Raw genomic sequence first — 18,869 nt, 5'->3', positions numbered from 1 at the left:
CGATCTCGCGGGCGAGCACGATTTCACCTTCGCGCGTGAGCAGCGGCACCGCATGCATGCGCCGCATGTAGAGCGCGAGCGGATCGGTCGACGCGCTCGTACCGCGCGCGAGGTCGCCGAGCATGGCCCGGCCTTCGTCGAGCGCGTCGCGATCGACCTCGACCGGCGCCGCGCCGGCAAACGGTGCGGGCACGGCCGGCTCGTCGAGTACCGCGATGCCGATGTCGGCCAGCGCGGCGCGCACGACGTCGAGCGCGTCGGAGCTGTCGCTTTCGGGCGGCAGCGCGTCGACGAGGTCGGCGTGCGTCAGATAACCCTGCTCGCCGGCGAGCGCCAGCAGCTGGATGATCGGATCGAGCGGTGTGTCCGCCCGGGGAGTGGGGCGTGGCGTAGTCATGTCGATGGCGGCGCGAGCCGCGTTCCTGTCAGGGCGGGCCGAAGCTCGCCGGTTTGCGGTTGCCGGTGGGTCGCGGACGCCCGTCCGCGCCGGTCAGCCCGACATCGTTCAAGTTGAGGGCATTTGCGCCAACTTCAACGCCGGCGCCGCGGACGGGCCAGCACGCGGCGTTCCTGCCCCGCCGTGCGGGGCAGGAAACAAAAAGTAACCGATCATACGCGCGGAAATCTGCAGGGGACGTAAGCTAGAGTCAGGCGCGCGCCCGGCGGCGACGCGCGGATTCTGCCGGAGTACGAGATGAACCCGATTTCCGCCGCGAGGCCCGCCGTCGTCGCGCTGGCCGCAGCGATGCTGGGCGGCTGCTACTACACGAGCCCGTACGGTTATGCACCTTATTACGCGCCGGTGCCCGCCACGGTGACGCAGCGCGAGATTCCAGTCGCACCGACCGCGTCCGGTCCGGTGCCGTCGACCGTACCCCAGGCGCAGGTCGACGTCGGCCCGGCGGTGCCGGTGTATGTCGCCCCGGCCTACGTGCCGCCGCCGTACCCGTATTACTACCCGGCGTACTACTCCGGCTGGTACGGGCCGCCCGTGACGATCGGCTTCTGGGGCCGCTGGGGCGGCGGCGGATACTGGGGCGGCCGCGGCGGTTACTGGCATCGTCCGTGGGGCGGCGGGCATTGGGGTGGCGGCCACTGGGGCGGCGGCCATCGGCACTGACCGGCGCGCGGCGGCGCGGCGCGGGAGAGCATCATGAGGAACACGATTGTCCGAAGTCTGTGCGTCGTCCTGGCCGGCCTCGCGGCCGCACCGGGCGTCGCCGATGCGCAGAGCAGCGCTTACACGAACTCGCCGGCCGAGCTGTTTGCCGGGCCGGCGCCCGATTATCCGGTGGTCGCGCAGATCCCGCCCGGTACCGCGCTGGATGTGTTCGGCTGTCTGAGCGACTACGCGTGGTGCGATGTCGCGCTGCCGGGCGTGCGCGGCTGGATCGATGCGCAGTTGCTCGACTATCCGTACCAGGGCAGCTACGTGCCGTTGCTCCAATACGGCGCGATCATCGGCGTGCCGGTGACCGGTTTCGCGATCGGCGCGTACTGGGATCGCTATTACCGGCACCGCCCGTGGTATCCCGACCGTGATCGCTGGGCGCATCGTGCGGAGCCGAGGCTCGGCCCCGGCGGCGTGCCGCCCGCGCAAGGGCGTCCGCAACCGGGTGCGCCGATGCAGGTCGCGCCGGGCGGCCCGCCGCCCGTGCATGACACGCGGCCGTCGGCGACGCGCGGCGGCTGGAACGGCGCGAACCGCGTGCCGCCGCCGGCTGCACCGGCGCCGGCGCCGATGCCGGGTGGCGTGGGTAATGCGCGTCCGGCCAGCCCGCCGACGCCGATGCCGGGCGGGATGGGTAATGCGCGCCCGGCCAACCCGGCGGCACCGACGCCGATGCCGGGTGGGATGGGTAATGTGCGTCCGGCCAGCCCGGCGGCGCCGACGCCGATGCCGGGCGGGGCGGGTAACACGCGCCCGGCCAGCCCGCCGCCCGCGCCGGGCGGCGAAGCCCGCACGATGCCTCAGCCCGCGCGCCAGGGAGGTTGGGGCGGCGGCGGTTATGCGCGGCCGCAAGGCGGCGGAAACGGCGGCGGCAACCATGGCGGCGGTGGAGGCGGCGGTCCCGACGAACTCCGCCACTGACGGCACCGGTGCCGCCGGTGCCGCGGGTTCTCCGGGCACCAGACAAAAAAAGCCGCTCCGGAGAGCGGCTTTTGGATCGGGCAAGCGGGGCGAGGTAAGGCGCTACCGGTCGCCCGCAGCCCGCCGCATCAGTCGTCGAGCAGCGACAGATCGCGCACGGCGCCCTTGTCGGCCGACATGACCAGCTTCGCGTATGCCTTCAGCGCCGCGGACACCTTGCGCGGACGCGGCTGCGCGGGCTTCCAGCCCTTCGCGTTCTGCTCCTCGCGGCGGCGCGCCAGTTCCTCGTCCGACACCAGCACGTCGATCGTGCGGTTCGGAATGTCGATGCGAATCCGGTCGCCGTCGCGCACGAGGCCGATCGCGCCGCCCGCCGCCGCTTCCGGCGAGCAGTGGCCGATCGACAGCCCCGACGTGCCGCCCGAGAAACGGCCGTCCGTCAGCAGCGCGCACGCCTTGCCGAGCCCTTTCGACTTGATGTAGCTGGTCGGGTAGAGCATTTCCTGCATGCCCGGGCCGCCCTTCGGGCCTTCGTAGCGCACGATCACCACGTCGCCGGCCTTGACCTTGTCGTTCAGGATGTTCTCGACCGCTTCGTCCTGCGATTCGGTCACGTGAGCCGAGCCTTCGAACACGAGGATGCTTTCGTCGACGCCGGCCGTCTTCACCACGCAGCCGTCGAGCGCGATGTTGCCGGTCAGCACCGCGAGGCCGCCTTCCTTCGAGAACGCATGCTCGTACGAGCGGATGCAGCCCTCGGCGCGATCGAGGTCGAGGCTCGGCCAGCGCGTGTTCTGGCTGAACGCGACCTGCGTCGGGATGCCGGCCGGGCCGGCCAGGTAGAACGTGCGGACCGCTTCGTCCTGCGTGAGGACGATGTCCCACTGGTCGAGCGCATCCTTCAGCGTCGGCGCGTGGACGGTCGGCACGTCGGTGTGCAGCTTGCCGGCGCGCTCGAGCTCGCCGAGGATCGCCATGATGCCGCCGGCGCGGTGCACGTCCTCGATGTGGTACTTGTTCGTGTTCGGCGCGACCTTGCACAGCTGCGGCACCGTGCGCGACAGACGGTCGATGTCCTTCATCGTGAAGTCGATGCCGGCTTCCTGCGCGATCGCGAGCAGGTGCAGGATCGTGTTGGTCGAGCCGCCCATCGCGATGTCGAGCGTCATCGCGTTCTCGAACGCCTTGAAGCCGACCGAGCGCGGCAGCACGCGTTCGTCGTCCTGCTCGTAGTGCTGGCGCGTCAGTTCGACGATGCGGCGGCCGGCGCGCTTGAACAGCTGTTCGCGATCGGCGTGCGTGGCGACCACCGTACCGTTGCCGGGCAGCGACAGGCCGAGCGCTTCGGTCAGGCAGTTCATCGAGTTCGCGGTGAACATGCCCGAGCACGAGCCGCAGGTCGGGCAGGCCGAGCGTTCGACTTCGGCGACGTCGGCGTCCGAATACGACTGGTCGGCCGCGATCACCATCGCGTCGACGAGGTCGAGCTTCTTCAGTTCGACGGTCTTGGTGACCGGGTTCGCGAGGCGCGTCTTGCCGGCTTCCATCGGGCCGCCGGACACGAAGATCACCGGAATGTTGAGGCGCATCGCGGCCATCAGCATCCCCGGCGTGATCTTGTCGCAGTTCGAGATGCACACCATCGCGTCCGCGCAGTGCGCGTTCACCATGTATTCGACCGAGTCGGCGATGATGTCGCGGCTCGGCAGCGAGTACAGCATGCCGTCGTGGCCCATCGCGATGCCGTCGTCGACCGCGATCGTGTTGAATTCCTTCGCGACGCCGCCGGCAGCCTCGATCTCGCGCGCGACGAGCTGGCCGAGATCCTTCAGGTGCACGTGCCCGGGTACGAACTGGGTGAACGAGTTGACGACCGCGATGATCGGTTTCGAGAAATCGTCGTCTTTCATGCCGGTGGCGCGCCACAGCGAGCGCGCACCTGCCATGTTGCGGCCGGCGGTAGAGGTTTTGGAGCGGTAAGTGGGCATGGTGATGGCTGAAGAAATATCGCGGGAAAAGGGTGGAGGCACGGGAATAAAGGCCTCTCTCGCGCCCGTGCGAACAACCTCTTGAGCTGCGCCCTGGGCAAACTTCGCGATTATCCCACAGCCGCCGGGCGGGCGGCGCCGGCTGGAGCGGGCGAGTGAGGCCGGTGGTGCACCGGACAGGGGTTAAGTGCACTCGGCACACAGACGTCACGAAGCACGAGGCCCCGAGGAAGCCCGAAGCCCGAAGCCCGAAGCCCGAAGCCCGAAGCCCGAAGCCCGAAGCCCGAAGCCCGAAGCCCGAAGCCCGAAGCCCGAAGCCCGAAGCCCGAAGCCCGAAGCCCGAAGCCCGAAGCCCCAAGCCCCAAGCCCAAGCCCCAAGCCCGACCCGACGCCCGACGCCCGACGCCCGAAGCAGTCCATCGCCACAGGCCCGCCGGCGGCTTCATTGCCCGTTCTGCCGACGATGAAGCCGCGCCGTGCCGCTCGATCGCGCGTCAGTCGAGCAGCGTCAGGATCTCGTCGTACAGCGCCTTCGGAATCCGCACGCCGTTCGCGATGCTGCGCGCGCGGGCGTCGAAGCGCCGTTGCGACGGCAGCCGCGCGCCCTGCGCGACGATCGATTCGAACATCCGCTCGCCGCGCGCGAGCCCCGCGTCGAGATCGTCGCCGAGAAACACCTTCGGATCGAACGCGATCACGAGTTCGCCGTGGCACGGCGTCGCGCCGACGCCTTCGTCGAAGTCCATCGATTCCCGGCTCGTCATGTCGCCGATCAGCGCGCCGCCGAGCAGCTCGACCATCGCCGCGAGCGCCGAACCCTTGTGGCCGCCGAACGTGCGCATCGCGCCTTGCAGCGCGGCCTTCGGGTCGGTGGTCGGCTGGCCGTCCGCGTCGATCGCCCAGTGCGGCGGAATCGCCTTGCCTTGCTTCGCGTGCAGCTCGATGTCGCCGCGCGCGATCGCGCTCGTCGCGAAATCGAATACGAACGGTTCGCCGCCCGGGCGCGGCCACGCGAACGCGATCGGGTTGGTGCCGAACACCGGTTCGCGGCCGCCTTCCGGGGCGACCCAGCTATGGCTCGGGTTCATCGCGATGCCGACCAGCCCTTCGACCGCGATCGCCTCGACCTCGGGCCACAGCGCGGAGAAGTGATAGCAGTGGTTGATCGCCATCGCGGCGATGCCGTGCTGCTTCGCCATCTCGACCAGCACGGGCAGCCCGGTCTCGAAGCTCAGCAGCGAGAAGCCGCGATGCGCGTCGACCGCGACGATCGACGACGACAGCCGGCGCAGCGTCGGCACGGCCTGCGGATCGACCTTGCCTTTCCTCAGCGACCGCACGCAGACGAGCAGCCGGTACACGCCGTGCGAATGGCATTCGTCGCGCTGGCCCTGCGTGATCACGTTCGCGATGGCGCGCGCATGTGCGTCGGACATCCCGTGGTGCGTCAGCACGCGCAACGCGAGCGCGTGGACTTCATCGAGCGACAGGACGACTTCGGTGGTGTGGTCAGCCATGGTTCACCTCACGCGAAACGAGCACGCCGTCGATGCGTTGCGGTACGCGCAGCGGATTGCTGTTGCGTAGCGCGTCCGGCAGCAGCGCGTCGGGCAGGTCCTGGTACGACACGGGGCGCAGGAAGCGCTCGATCGCGCGGGCGCCGACCGACGTCGTGCGGGTATCGGACGTCGCCGGGAACGGGCCGCCGTGCACCATCGCGTGGCCGACCTCGACGCCCGTGCCGAAGCCGTTGACGAGAATACGGCCGGCCTTGCGTTCGAGCGTCGGGCGTAGCGCGGCGAACAGCGTCGCGTCGCCATCGGCGATGTGCGCGGCGATGGTCAACTGGCCTTCAAGCGATTTCAGCACGCGATGCAGCGTGTCGACGTCCGGGCAGCGCACGATCAGCGACGCGGGGCCGAATACTTCGTCGCGCAATTCGGGGTGGGCGATGAACGCGTCCGCAGAGGTTGCGAACAGCGCCGCGCGCGCCTGATGACGGCCGCCTCCGACGCCTTCGGCCAGCAATTCGACGGCCGAGTGATCGCGCAACGCCGCGACGCCTTGCGCATAGCTCGCGTGGATGTGCGGTGTCAGCATCGTCTGCGCGGCGACGGCGCGCACGGCATCGGCGGCCGCGGCCTCGAATGCGCGCAGCGCGGGGCCGTCGACCGCGAGCACGAGGCCCGGGTTCGTGCAGAACTGCCCGGCGCCGAGCGCGAGCGACGCGACGAACTGCGGTGCGATGGTGTCGTGACGGGCCTCGAGCGCGGCCGGACACAGCAGCACGGGATTGATCGAGCTCATTTCCGCATAGACGGGGATCGGCTCTGCCCGCGCGGCCGCGATATGCATCAGCGCGACGCCGCCGCGGCGCGACCCGGTGAAGCCGACGGCCTTGATGCGCGGATCGGCGACGAGCGCCTGGCCGATCTCGCGCGACGCGTCGAACAGCAGCGAAAACACGCCGGCCGGCATCCCGCATTCGCGCGCGGCCTGCTGGATCGCGCGGCCGACGAGTTCGGACGTGCCCGGATGCGCGGAATGCGCCTTGACGATCACCGGGCAGCCGGCCGCCAGCGCCGATGCCGTGTCGCCGCCGGCCACCGAGAACGCGAGCGGGAAGTTCGACGCGCCGAATACCGCCACCGGCCCGACCGCGACATTGCGCAGGCGCAGGTCGACGCGCGGCAGCGGCTTGCGTTCGGGCCGCGCCGGATCGATGCGCGCATCGAGAAAACCGCCCTCCCGCACGAGCGACGCGAACAGCGCGAGCTGGCCGACCGTGCGACCGCGTTCGCCTTCGATGCGCGCACGCGGCAGCCCTGTTTCGACGACGCAGCGCTCGATCAGGTCGTCGCCGAGCGCCATGATGTGGCGGCCGATCGCGTCGAGGAACGCGGCGCGTGCTTCGAGCGACGTTTCGCGATAGGTGTCGAACGCGTCGGCGGCGAGCGAGCACGCCGTTTCCAGGTCGTGCAGGCTCGCGCCGACGAACGCCGGTTCGAGCGGTTCGCCGGTCGCGGCGGCGAGCGCGTGGAGGGTGCCGTTCTGTCCGGCGACGGCCGACTGGCCGATCAGGAGCTGACCTGTGAGTTGCATGGGTTTCCTCGGAAAAGGCAGGGCCGGGCGTACTGCGCCCGGCCGATGGAAGGGGAAAAGGGCGCGGGCGCGTCAGTCCTCGTCGTCGTCGAGTTGCAGCTTGTCGGCGCGCACGCCGGTGTTCGCGCCCCAGTAGTAGATGACGAGCGCGACGGCCGCGACGACGACCGTGTCGTACGGATGCGCGAGCCGGCCCGTGCCGCCGAAGCCGCCGAGATACGACAGCACGATCATCGCCGCATAGAACGCGATCAGCCACGCGGACGAACGCACCTGCTCGGCGAGGCTCAGGTGCGCGGTCGGTACCCAGCGGCGGCACGCGAGATAGATGACGAACATCACGATCTGCAGCCCGAGCAGCCAGGACACCGTGCTCCAGCCCGACCAGTAGACGATCAGCGCGGCGATCACGAACGACGCGGGGCCGGTGAGGCCGAACGCGCTGGCGCGGAACGGCCGCGGCAGGTCGGGCGCGGTGCGGCGCAGCGCGGCGACCGACACCGGGGCGACCGCATAGCTGAGCACCAGCGCGGCCGACACGATGTTGATCAGCGCTTCCCACGACGGGAACGGCAGCGTCCAGAAGATCGCGAGGCCGAACGTGAGCCACAGGCCCGCGCGCGGGATGCCCGACGCTTCGTCGACGCGCGTGAACACCTTGAAGAACGTGCCCGTCTTGGCCCAGCCGTAGACCACGCGCGGCGTCGCGTTCATGTAGATGTTGCCGCAGCCGCTCGGCGAGATCATCGCGTCCGCGACGACCATCACCGCGAGCCAGCCGACGCCGAGCGCGAGCGCGATGTCGCGGTACGGCAGCGAGAACGCCTTGCTCACGTCGTGCCAGCCTGCGGCGAGCATGTCGGTGGGAATGCTGCCGATGAACGCGAGTTGCAGCAGCACGTAGATCAACGTCGACAGCAGGATCGACAGGATCAGCGCGATCGGGATCGTGCGCTGCGGATTGCGCACCTCGCTCGCGACCGACACGATCGGCGTGAGCCCGAGATACGCGAAGATGATGCCGCCGGCCGACACGGCCATCTCAATGCCCGGCATGCCGAACGGCGCGAAGCCGTGCACGGTCAGGTTCGCGGGCTTGAAGAACGTGAACAGCACGCCGATCACCGCGAGCGGCACGATGAACTTGAAGACGCTGATGATGTTGTTCGCCTTCGCGAAGGTCTTCACGCTCGAATAGTTCAGGTAAAAGAAGAAGCACAGCAGCGCGGCCTGCACGAGCCAGCCGACGGTGGTCGGGTCGCTCGATCCTTCGACCGTCAGGCCCGGAAACCACGCGGCCGCGTACTGGCGCGCGGCGACGACCTCGATTGCGATCAGGCTCGAGAACGCGATCAGCGTGATGAAGCCCATCAGGTAGCCGAGCAGCGGACCGTGCGAGAACACCGGATAGCGCACCACGCCGCCGGCGCGCGGCAGCGCGGCGCCGAGCTCGCAGTAGACGATCCCGAGCAGCAGCACCGCGAAGCCGCCGAGCAGCCACGAGAAGATGCCGGCCGGGCCCGCGATCGTCGATACGTGACTCGCGGCGAACAGCCACCCCGAACCGAAAATGGCGCCGAGACCGATGAACGTGAGATCGGTCAGCGACAGCTGTTTCTTGAACTTGCCGTGACCCGCGCCGGGGTGCCCGGAACGGGAAAGCGGGACAGACGGGTGTGCGTTGCCTTGGCCTGGCATGGGCGTGTCTCCTGGAGGGAATATCGGCACAGGCTTGAGGTGCGCCGCGCTCCGACGGAGCAGCGGCGCCTGCCTGTCGGCCGGCGACGCCCGGTTCGAGCGACCGGGGCGGGCTGCGGGGCATTCACGCGCGGCACGCTCTGGCGCCGCGGCGAACGGGCCCGCAGGCCATGCCGGACCGGAGACGGCGGTGCGCAGGCGCAATGCCCGCGCGCCGCCGCAGGGGCGTCGATCAGAGACCGACGTCGGGCAGCGCCGGGCGCGTTTCGAGCGCCTTCGCGACGATGGCCTTCACTTCCGCGAGCGTGTCGCCTTGCAGCGCGAGGCGCGGCGGACGCGTGATCGCGCTGCCGCGGCCGACCAGCTCCTCGCACAGCTTGATGCACTGCACGAGGTCGGGGCGTGCGTCGAGGTGCAGCAGCGGCATGAACCAGCGATACAGCGCGAGCGCTTCGTCGAAGCGCTTTTGCTTCGCGAGGCGGAACAGCGTCTCGCCTTCCTTCGGGAACGCGTTCGACATGCCCGACACCCAGCCTTCGGCGCCGACCGCGATGCTCTCGACCACGACGTCGTCGAGGCCCGCGAACAGTACGAAGCGATCGCCGACCGCATTGCGCAGGTCGATGAAGCGGCGCGTATCGCCCGACGAATCCTTGAAGCAGACGATGTTCTCGCAATCCTGCAGCGCGATCAGCACGTCGGGCGTCACGTCGTTCTTGTAGATCGGCGGGTTGTTGTAGACCATCACCGGCAGGTCGGTGCTCGTCGCGACCGCGCGGAAGTGCGCGGCGGTTTCGTGCGGCTTCGCCGAGTAGACGAGCGCGGGCATCACCATCACGCCGTCGACGCCGACGCGCTGCGCTTCGCGCACCGTGTTGCGCGCGAATTCGGTCGTGAATTCGGCGATGCCGGCGATCACCGGAATCTTGCCGCCGGCCGCGTCGCGCGCGGCCTCGATCACCTGGAGCTTCTCGCTCGTCGACAGCGACGTGTTTTCGCCGACCGTGCCGCAGACCACGAGGCCCGACACGCCGTCGTTCACCAGGTTCTTGACCACGCGGTGCGTGGCGTCGATGTCGAGGGAAAAGTCCGGCTTGAACTGGGTGCTGACGGCCGGGAAAACCCCGGTCCATTGAATGGCTTTGCGGCTCACTGAAATCTCCTACGTTCGTATCGGTCGGCCGACGGGTGTGTCGGTGTGGCAACCAGTATCGCCGCGCAAACGCCCATCACGCTTGAGTCGTATCGCGGAGCAAAATGACGAAATCGGCACAGCGGCTGGCAGGGGCGGGAGGGGCCCGTCGCACTATGCCGATTTCGTCGTCGTCCTCATCGAAAAGCCACAAGCGGACGGACGCGCGACGGAGGAAGCTATGCTCCTTTCCCCACTTCGGACGGCTCATGATGAAGCGCATCCAGATCATCGATTCGCACACGGGCGGCGAACCCACTCGGCTCGTCGTGTCCGGCTTTCCGTCGCTCGGCCGCGGCACGATGGCCGAGCGGCGCGACGTGCTCGCGCGCGAGCACGACCGTTACCGCACCGCGTGCATCCTCGAGCCGCGCGGCAGCGACGTGATGGTCGGCGCGCTGCTGTGCGACCCGGTGGCGCCCGACGCGGCGGCCGGCGTGATCTTCTTCAACAATAGCGGCTATCTCGGGATGTGCGGGCACGGCACGATCGGCGTCGTGCGCACGCTGCATCACATGGGGCGCATCGAGCCCGGCGTGCACCGGATCGAGACGCCGGTCGGCACCGTCGAGGCGACGCTGCACGACGACCTGTCGGTCAGCGTGCGCAACGTGCCCGCATATCGTCACGCGCAGGGCGTCGTGCTCGACGTGCCGGGATACGGCCCCGTGAAGGGCGACATCGCATGGGGCGGCAACTGGTTCTTCCTGATCAGCGACCACGGGCAGCGCGTCGCCGGCGACAACGTCGCGGCGCTCACCGCGTATGCGTCGGCCGTGCGCGAAGGGCTCGAACGCGCGGGCATCACCGGCGCGAACGGCGGCGAGATCGATCACATCGAGTTGTTCGCCGACGATCCCGAGCACGACAGCCGCAGCTTCGTGCTGTGCCCGGGCCTCGCGTACGACCGTTCGCCGTGCGGCACCGGCACCAGCGCGAAGCTCGCGTGCCTCGCGGCCGACGGCAAGCTCGCGCCGGGCGTCGTGTGGCGGCAGGCGAGCGTGATCGGCAGCGTGTTCCACGCGAGCTACGAGCTGGCCGACGGCGGCATCGTGCCGACGATTCGCGGCAGCGCGCACCTGAGCGCGGAAGCGACGCTGCTGATCGACGAAGACGATCCGTTCGGCTGGGGCATCGGGTCGTGAGCGAAACGAAGACCGACGTCGTCGTGATCGGCGCCGGCATCGTCGGCGCGGCCTGCGCGCACGAACTCGCGCAGCGCGGGCTGCGCGTGCTCGTCGTCGACGACGCGAGCGGCGGCGCGACCGGCGCGGGCATGGGCCACCTCGTCGCGATGGACGACAACGCGGCCGAGCTCGCGCTGAGCCATTACTCGATCGACCTGTGGCGCGCGTTGAGCGGCGAGATGCCGGAAGGCTGCGCATACCGCAACTGCGGCACGCTGTGGCTCGCGGCCGATGCGCACGAAATGGATCTGGCGCGCGCCAAGCAGGCGACGCTCGCCGCGCACGGCGTGGCCGGCGAGCTGATCGACGCGGCGGCGCTCGCGCAACTGGAGCCGATGCTGCGCGCCGGGCTCGGCGGCGCGCTGAAGATTCCCGGCGACGCGATTCTCTATGCGCCCGTCACCGCGAACTGGCTGCTGCAGCGCGCGCCGCGCATCACGTTGCGCCGCGAGCGGGCCGTCGCGGTCGATGGCTCGAGCGTGACGCTCGCGAGCGGCGACGTGCTGCGCGCGCAGCGTGTGCTGGTGGCGAACGGCGTCGCGGCGCGCACGCTGTTGCCCGAACTGCCGCTGCGCCCGAAAAAGGGCCATCTGCTGATTACCGACCGCTATCCGGGCCACGTGTCGCATCAACTCGTCGAGCTCGGCTATGCGGCGAGCGCGCACGCGAGCGACGGCACGTCGGTCGCGTTCAACGTGCAGCCACGGCCGACCGGCCAGTTGCTGATCGGCTCGTCGCGCCAGTTCGACACCGAGGACGCGCAGGTCGAGCCGCCCGTGCTCGCACGCATGCTGCGCCGCGCGGTCGGCTACCTGCCGGATCTGGCCGACCTGAACGGCATTCGCGCATGGACGGGTTTCCGATCCGCGAGCCCCGACGGCCTGCCGCTGCTCGGCGAGCACCCGGCGCGGCCGGGCGTGTGGCTCGCGGTCGGCCACGAAGGGCTCGGCGTGACGACCGCGCCGGGCAGTGCGCGGCTCGTCGCCGCGCTGATGGCCGGCGAGCGGCCGCCCATCGATATCGAACCGTATTTGCCGGGACGCTTCCTCACCGCGTCGTCCTTGGCCGGAGCGCTGACATGAAACGCCCCCCACGCTCACTTTGTTCGCTGCCCCCCGCGGGGGCGGTCAGCCTCCTTGGGGCGGCCCGGCGGAGGCTGACATGATCATTCATCTGGACGGCCGCGCGCTGACGGTGGCCGACGGCGTGACCGTCGCGGCCGCCGTTGCGGCGAGCGGCGACGACACGACGCGCGTGTCGTGCATGGGTGCGGCGCGTGCGCCGTTTTGCGGGATGGGCATCTGCCAGGAATGCCGGATGACGATCGACGGCCGGCGCCGGCTGGCGTGCCAGACGCTGTGCCGCGACGGCATGCAGGTGGAGCGCACGCGATGAAACAGGAACGACTGAGCGTCGACGTCGCGATCGTCGGCGCGGGCCCGGCCGGACTGTCGGCCGCGCGGGCCGCCGCGCGCAGCGGCGCGACCGTTGCGATCGTCGACGACAACCCGCGGGCGGGCGGACAGATCTGGCGGCAGCCGGCAGCGGCCGCACCGACGCCGGCCGCCGCCGAACGCCTCGCCGTGCTGCGGCAGCCGAACGTCATGCACCTCGCGGCGACGCGCATCGTCGCCGAAACGCAGCCGGGCACGCTGCTGCTCGAAGACGACGAATGCGGGCGGTTGCTCGATTTCCGGACGCTGATTCTCTGCTGCGGCGCGCGCGAGCTGCTGCTGCCGTTTCCGGGCTGGACGCTGCCTGGCGTGACCGGCGCGGGCGGCTTGCAGGCGCTGATCAAGTACGGGCTCGACGTGCGCGGGCAGCGCACGGTGATCGCGGGCAGCGGGCCGCTGCTGCTGGCGAGCGCGGCGACGGCCCGGCAGGCCGGCGCACGCGTGTCGCACGTGCTCGAACAGGCCGCATGGGGCGACGTCGCCGGCTTCGGCGCGGGGCTGTGGCGCTGGCCGTCGAAGCTCGCGCAGGCCGCGAAGCTCGTCACGGCTGCTTATCGGCCGGCTGCGTACGTCGTCGAGGCATTCGGCGACCAGCGGCTCGAACGCGTGCGGATTCGTCAGGGCGATCGCGAATTCGACGTCGACTGCGACCGGCTCGCGTGCGGCTTCGGCCTCGTGCCGAATACCGTGCTGCCGCGTCATCTCGGCTGCCGGATCGAGCACGGCGCGGTGGCGGTCGACGCACACCAGCGCACGAGCCGCGACGGGTATTTCGCGGCAGGCGAGTGCACGGGCGTCGGCGGCAGCGAGCTGGCGATGGTCGAAGGCGAAATCGCCGGCTATGCGGCGACCGGGCAGACCGACCGACTGGCCGCGCTGGTCGCACGCCGTGCGCGCTGGCAGGCGTTCGCGGATGCCGTACGCGAGCGCTTCGCGATCCGCGCGCCGATCCGCCGGCTCGCGCGAGCCGACACGCTGCTGTGTCGTTGCGAAGACGTGCGGTTCGATGCGGTCGCACGGGAACCGGGCTGGACCGCCGCCAAACTGCAGTCGCGTTGCGGGATGGGCGCATGCCAGGGTCGCGTGTGCGGCGCGGCCGCGCAGGCGCTGTTCGGCTGGACACCGCCGGCGCCGCGCACGCCGCTGGTGCCCGCGCGGGTCGGCACGCTGATGCTCGACGGTACGGAATCCTGCGACGGCGCGTGACGTGTGCGGCGTCGCGGTGAAGCGGCCCGGTTCGCGCCTGTTACGCCGTTCACTCCACCTTCACGTTCTCCCATCCGCCGACCTGCGGCGCCGCACAGGCGCGCAGACACTCGATCGTTGCGGCCACGGCCGCGCGGTTCGCGCTGTCGGGGTGCCAGTACATCGACACCGCGCCCTGGCCCTCGAGCTCCATCGGCAGGATGCGGATCGCGTTCAGTTGCGCGAAGCGCCGCGCGGCGCGGTGCGACGCGACACCGAGCAGATCGGTGTTGTTCAGCAGCGTGAGGTTCAGGATCGACGAATTCGATTCGACGCAGTGCGGCGGCTGCACACGGCCGGCGGCGTGCAGCGCGGCTTCCAGCGCATTGTGGACGGGCGTGCCCGCCGGCCACACGATCCACGGATAGGCGAGCACGTCGTCCCAGCCGAGCGACGTCGCGCCGGCCAGCGCGTGGCCGGGCCGCGCGACGAACACGACCGGATCGACGTACAGCGCTTCGGCATGCAGCAGCGGATCGACGGACGTCGAGCCCGAGCGGCCGACGACGATATCGAGTTCGCTGCGCGCGAGCTGCGGCATCAGCTGGTTCATCGTGCTTTCGGTGAGCCGCACCTGCGCGCGCGGCATCCGTTTCAGCAACTGCGACACCGCGAACGGCACCGTGTCGGCCGCCGCGACGCCCGACGTGCCGATCGTCACGAGGCCGCTGCCGCCTTCGCGCAACGCGGCCATGTCGTCGCGCGCGATGTCGAGCTGCGCTTCGACGCGTCGCGCATGCTCGATCAGCGCTTCGCCGTAGGGCGTCGGCCTCAGCCCGCGCGCATGCCGCTCGAACAGCGGCAGCCCGACATCCTCTTCCAGCTCCTTCAGCCATTTCGACAGCGCCGGCTGCGTGGTCGCGAGCGCGACCGCCGACTGGCTCAGATTGCCGGTGCCGGCGAGGCTCAACAGTACTTGCAGGTGCCGCAGCCGCAGCCGGTGGGTCCAGTCCATTGCATGCCTCGTTGCGAGAAGGTATATCCAGAAATATATGGATCAGATGATTTGACCATTTTACCGGGTATGTCTGCGTCGAATATAAATCTGCTGACGGACTGCAGCACGGTCCCCGCCCCGACATAGCGCCGACGCCGATCGGCCGCCCCGAAGGAGACATCATGACGACCCATCCGGACGCGACGCGCGCCGCTTACTACGCACGGATCGCCGAGCAGCGCCTGGCGCCGCTGTGGGAATCGCTGCACAACCTCGTGCCGACCTCGCCGCAGCCGGCGGCGCAAGCCGCGATCTGGAAGTATGCGCAGATACGCGACCTCGTGATGCAGGCCGGCAGCGTGATCAGCGCGGAGGAAGCGGTGCGCCGCGTGCTGGTGCTGGAGAACCCCGGGCTGCCGGGCAAGTCGAGCATGACGCCGAACCTGTATGCAGGATTGCAATTGATCCTGCCGGGCGAGATCGCGCCGAGCCACCGTCATACGCAATCGGCGCTGCGCTTCATCGTCGAGGGGCGCGGCGCGTGGACGGCCGTGAACGGCGAGCGCACGACGATGCATCCGGGCGACTTCATCATCACGCCGTCGTGGGCGTGGCACGACCACGGCAATCCGTCGGTGGAAGACGGCGGCGAGCCGGTCGTGTGGCTCGACGGGCTCGATATCCCGTTGCTCGCGAACCTCGACGCCGGTTTCGCGGAGAACTATCCGGAAGTCGTGCAGCCGGTGAGTCGTCCGGAAGGCGACAGCTTCGCGCGCTTCGGTCACAACATGGTGCCGGTGCGGCATCGCGTGAGCGATCCGACGTCGCCGGTGTTCAGCTATCCGTATGCGCGCAGCCGCGAGGCGCTCGACGCGCTGTACCGGAACGGCGAACTCGATGCGTGGGACGGCGTGAAGCTGCGCTACGTGAACCCCGCGACGGGCGGCTGGCCGATGCCGACCATCGCCACCTTCATGCAGTTCCTGCCCGCCGGCTTCGACGGCCGCCCGTACCGTAGCACCGACGCGACGGTCTATTGCGTCGTCGAGGGCAGCGGCACCGCATCGATCGGCGACCAGGCATTCGCGTTCGCGCCGCACGACATCTTCGTCGCGCCGTCGTGGGCGCCGGTGCGGCTGTCGGCGTCGCGCGACAGCGTGCTGTTCAGCTATTCCGACCGGCCGGTGCTGTCCGCGTTGAACCTGCTGCGCGAAGCGCGCGACTGACGCCGGCTGCTTTCGATACTCCGTTTCCCGTGCGCCGCCGAGGTCGCGGCGCGCGCCCCTTCATTCATGCCCACGCTGGAGCCATTCATGACTTTCGTATTCCCGCCCGAAGCGCCGGTGGCGCTGCCCGTCGCCGGCAGCGACGCTCGATTCGCGGTACGCCGCGTCTATTGCGTCGGCCGCAACTACGCGGCCCATGCGCGCGAAATGGGCTTCGATCCCGATCGCGAGCCGCCGTTCTTCTTCTGCAAGCCGGCCGATTCGATCGTACCGGTGGCGTACGGCGACACGCTCGAGCTCGCCTATCCGTCGCAGACCCGGAACTATCACTACGAAGCCGAACTCGTCGCGGTGATCGGCAAGGGCGGCTCGGACATTCCGCTCGAGCGCGCGCTCGACCACGTGTGGGGTTACGCGGTCGGCCTCGACATGACGCGCCGCGACCTGCAGATGAAGATGCGCGAGATGGGGCGGCCGTGGGAAATCGGCAAGGCGTTCGACCGTTCGGCGCCGATCGGGCCCGTGCACCCGGCGCGCGACGTCGGTCATGTCGAGCAGGGCGGCCTGTGGCTGACCGTCAACGGCGCGACCAGGCAGAAGAGCGACGTGTCGCACCTGATCTGGTCGGTCGCGGAGACGGTGGCCGACCTGTCGAAGTTCTTCCGCCTCGAACCGGGCGACGTGATCTTTACGGGCACGCCCGAAGGCGTCGGCGCGGTGGTCGCGGGCGACGTGATGAAGGTCGGCGTCGAGCGTCTCGGCGAACTGACCGTGCGCGTGGTCTGACGCGCGTTCGTCGATTTCCTCGAAAGGTTACATCGTGCAACTGCATAGCTTTTTCAACAGTTCGACCTCCTACCGGGTGCGCATCGCGCTCGCGCTCAAAGGGCTGCCGTACGACACGCTGCCCGTGAACATCCGCACCGGCGAGCATCGCGACGCCGATTACGTCGCGCGGGTGAACCCGTCGGCCGCGGTGCCGGCGTTGACCGACGGCGATTTCCGTCTCGGCCAGTCGCTCGCGATCCTCGATTACCTCGACCAGATCCAGCCGACGCCTCGGCTGATCCCGCTCGAACCGTGGCGCCGAGCGCGCGTGCTGGAACTGGCGGCGCTGATCGCCTGCGACATCCATCCAGTCAACAACCTGCGCGTGCTGCGCTATCTCGACAGCGAACTGAAGGTCACGCCGCAGCAGAAGACCGCGTGGTACCGGCACTGGGTCGCGGAAGGGATGGCCGGCGTCGAGCGGCTGCTGGCCCGCGCGGATGACGGCCCGTGGTGCTTCGGCGATGCGCCGACGCTGGCCGACGTGTGTCTGGTGCCGCAGGTCGCGAACGCGTTGCGGATGGGTTGCGACCTGAGCGCGTATCCGCGCTGCCTCGCGGTGGTCGAGCACGCGCGGCACGAGCCGGCGTTCGAGGCCGCGCAACCGCAGCGGCAACCGGATTACGTCGCGTAACACGAATCGCGTACTAGAAGCAGGAGACGAACATGGACGAGACAATCAATAAAGGCCGGCGCGTACTCGTGATCGGCGGCGGTATCGGCGGGCTCGCGGCGGCGCTGGCGCTCGCGCGTCAGGGCATTCGCGTGAAGCTGCTCGAACAGGCCGAACGGATCGGCGAGATCGGTGCGGGCATCCAGCTCGCCGCGAACGCGTTCAATGCGCTCGATGCGCTGGGTGTCGGCGAGGCGGCACGCAGTCGAGCCGTATTGACCGACTGGCTGCAATTGATGGACGCGATCGATGCACGCGAGGTCGCCCGCATCGCTACCGGCGCCGCGTATCGCGAGCGCTTCGGCAATCCGTACGCGGTGATCCATCGCGCGGACATTCACCTGTCGATCTACGAGGCGGTCAAGGACCACCCGTTGATCGAATTCCGGACGAGCACGCAAGTGTGCGGCTTCGAGCAGGACGGCCGCGGCGTGACCGTGATCGACCAGCACGGCGAACGCTATCGTGCTGATGCGGTGATCGGCTGCGACGGCGTGAAATCCGCGATCCGTCAGGCGCTGATCGGCGACGCGCATCGCGTGACGGGCCACGTCGTGTATCGCGCGGTGGTGGACGTCGACGACATGCCGAAGGATCTGCGGATCAATGCGCCTGTCGTGTGGGCCGGCCCGCATTGCCATCTGGTTCACTATCCGCTGCGCGGCGGGCGGCAGTACAACCTCGTCGTCACGTTCCACAGCCGCGAGCAGGAGACCTGGGGCGTGCGCGAGGGCAGCAAGGAAGAGGTGCTGTCGTACTTCGACGGTGTCCATCCGCTGCCGAAGCAGATGCTCGATAGGCCGACGTCATGGAAGCGCTGGGCGACCGCCGACCGCGATCCGGTCGAGCGCTGGAGCGCGGGCCGCGCGACGGTGCTCGGCGACGCCGCGCATCCGATGACGCAATACATCGCGCAGGGCGCGTGCCAGGCGCTCGAGGACGCGGTGACGCTCGGCGCGGCCGTTGCGCAGACCGACGGCGATTTCGAGGCCGCGTTCGCGCTGTACGAACGCGTGCGGATTCCGCGCACCGCACGCGTGCTGTATTCGGCGCGCGAGATGGGGCGGATCTATCACGCGAAGGGTGTCGAGCGGCAGGTGCGCAACGGGCTGTGGGTCGGGCGCACCGATGCGCAGTTCTACGACGCGCTCGACTGGCTGCACGGCTGGCGTGCGGAGGATTGCCTGAAGACGGTCGTATAACGCACCCGTTCAGCCCGATTCCGGCGGCGCGCATTTCAACGACAG

General features: G+C 69.6%; 17 protein-coding genes. 10 read left to right on the top strand and 7 right to left on the bottom strand.

Annotated elements, in window-relative coordinates:
• Positions 1-397: RNA polymerase sigma factor region1.1 domain-containing protein (locus AP428_RS21535; protein WP_304502890.1), on the bottom strand; the 397-nt coding region annotated here is incomplete at its 3' end.
• Between the two features lie 297 nt (positions 398-694).
• Between AP428_RS21535 and AP428_RS21530 the strand changes: the two genes are divergently transcribed.
• Together AP428_RS21530 and AP428_RS21525 are read left to right on the top strand one after the other, a co-directional pair.
• On the top strand, positions 695-1,120 hold the full coding sequence (locus AP428_RS21530; protein WP_011547931.1) for a hypothetical protein: 426 nt from the start codon (positions 695-697) through the stop codon (positions 1,118-1,120).
• Positions 1,121-1,153: 33 nt separating this feature from the next.
• On the top strand, positions 1,154-2,092 hold the full coding sequence (locus tag AP428_RS21525; RefSeq protein WP_011547930.1) for an SH3 domain-containing protein: 939 nt from the start codon (positions 1,154-1,156) through the stop codon (positions 2,090-2,092).
• 128 nt (positions 2,093-2,220) lie between these two features.
• Here the strand turns inward: AP428_RS21525 and ilvD are convergent, their stop codons facing one another.
• The 5 genes from ilvD to AP428_RS21500 form a co-directional block, all read right to left on the bottom strand.
• Positions 2,221-4,080, bottom strand: a complete 1,860-nt coding sequence (gene ilvD / locus AP428_RS21520) for a dihydroxy-acid dehydratase (RefSeq protein WP_011547929.1) — start codon at positions 4,078-4,080, stop codon at positions 2,221-2,223.
• 494 nt (positions 4,081-4,574) lie between these two features.
• Complete coding sequence (locus tag AP428_RS21515; RefSeq protein ID WP_011547928.1) at positions 4,575-5,597, bottom strand: Ldh family oxidoreductase; 1,023 nt, start codon at positions 5,595-5,597, stop codon at positions 4,575-4,577.
• Complete coding sequence (locus tag AP428_RS21510) at positions 5,590-7,182, bottom strand: aldehyde dehydrogenase (NADP(+)) (protein WP_011547927.1); 1,593 nt, start codon at positions 7,180-7,182, stop codon at positions 5,590-5,592. The genes AP428_RS21515 and AP428_RS21510 overlap by 8 nt, the downstream gene beginning before the upstream one ends.
• Before the next feature lie 72 nt (positions 7,183-7,254).
• Positions 7,255-8,880, bottom strand: coding sequence for an APC family permease (locus tag AP428_RS21505; RefSeq protein WP_011547926.1), 1,626 nt, complete (start codon positions 8,878-8,880; stop codon positions 7,255-7,257).
• 232 nt (positions 8,881-9,112) lie between these two features.
• Complete coding sequence (locus AP428_RS21500) at positions 9,113-10,033, bottom strand: dihydrodipicolinate synthase family protein (RefSeq protein ID WP_011547925.1); 921 nt, start codon at positions 10,031-10,033, stop codon at positions 9,113-9,115.
• A 251-nt stretch (positions 10,034-10,284) separates the two neighbouring features.
• Between AP428_RS21500 and AP428_RS21495 the strand changes: the two genes are divergently transcribed.
• From AP428_RS21495 to AP428_RS21480, 4 genes are all read left to right on the top strand, one after another.
• The gene (locus AP428_RS21495) at positions 10,285-11,217 is read left to right on the top strand and encodes a 4-hydroxyproline epimerase (protein ID WP_063828181.1); all 933 of its coding nucleotides are present in this window, start codon (positions 10,285-10,287) and stop codon (positions 11,215-11,217) included.
• Complete coding sequence (locus AP428_RS21490; protein ID WP_011547923.1) at positions 11,214-12,341, top strand: FAD-binding oxidoreductase; 1,128 nt, start codon at positions 11,214-11,216, stop codon at positions 12,339-12,341. The genes AP428_RS21495 and AP428_RS21490 overlap by 4 nt, the downstream gene beginning before the upstream one ends.
• Positions 12,342-12,420: 79 nt before the next feature.
• Positions 12,421-12,654: a 2Fe-2S iron-sulfur cluster-binding protein gene (locus tag AP428_RS21485; protein WP_011547922.1), complete on the top strand. Its 234-nt coding sequence runs from the start codon at positions 12,421-12,423 to the stop codon at positions 12,652-12,654.
• Complete coding sequence (locus AP428_RS21480; protein WP_011547921.1) at positions 12,651-13,919, top strand: FAD/NAD(P)-binding oxidoreductase; 1,269 nt, start codon at positions 12,651-12,653, stop codon at positions 13,917-13,919. Before AP428_RS21485 ends, AP428_RS21480 begins: the two co-directional genes overlap by 4 nt.
• A 49-nt stretch (positions 13,920-13,968) precedes the next feature.
• Here the strand turns inward: AP428_RS21480 and AP428_RS21475 are convergent, their stop codons facing one another.
• On the bottom strand, positions 13,969-14,913 hold the full coding sequence (locus AP428_RS21475) for a LysR substrate-binding domain-containing protein (RefSeq protein WP_011547920.1): 945 nt from the start codon (positions 14,911-14,913) through the stop codon (positions 13,969-13,971).
• A 164-nt stretch (positions 14,914-15,077) separates the two neighbouring features.
• On the opposite strand from AP428_RS21475, the gene gtdA reads away from it, so the two are divergent.
• The 4 genes from gtdA (at position 15,078) to AP428_RS21455 (ending at position 18,824) form a co-directional block, all read left to right on the top strand.
• Complete coding sequence (gtdA, locus tag AP428_RS21470; RefSeq protein WP_011547919.1) at positions 15,078-16,121, top strand: gentisate 1,2-dioxygenase; 1,044 nt, start codon at positions 15,078-15,080, stop codon at positions 16,119-16,121.
• 87 nt (positions 16,122-16,208) lie between these two features.
• Positions 16,209-16,907, top strand: a complete 699-nt coding sequence (locus AP428_RS21465; RefSeq protein ID WP_011547918.1) for a fumarylacetoacetate hydrolase family protein — start codon at positions 16,209-16,211, stop codon at positions 16,905-16,907.
• A 34-nt stretch (positions 16,908-16,941) separates the two neighbouring features.
• A complete protein-coding gene (maiA, locus tag AP428_RS21460; protein WP_011547917.1) occupies positions 16,942-17,583 on the top strand; it encodes a maleylacetoacetate isomerase in 642 nt (213 codons plus the stop codon).
• A 32-nt stretch (positions 17,584-17,615) separates the two neighbouring features.
• Positions 17,616-18,824: a 3-hydroxybenzoate 6-monooxygenase gene (locus tag AP428_RS21455; protein ID WP_011694693.1), complete on the top strand. Its 1,209-nt coding sequence runs from the start codon at positions 17,616-17,618 to the stop codon at positions 18,822-18,824.
• The last annotated feature ends 45 nt before the right edge of the window (positions 18,825-18,869 follow it).

The sequence above is a fragment of the Burkholderia sp. E168m22 genome (assembly GCF_001319805.1).
GTDB lineage: Bacteria > Pseudomonadota > Gammaproteobacteria > Burkholderiales > Burkholderiaceae > Burkholderia > Burkholderia orbicola.
The sequence above is the reverse complement of the archived record's forward strand: the minus strand, read 5'-3'. Positions and strand labels throughout refer to the sequence as shown.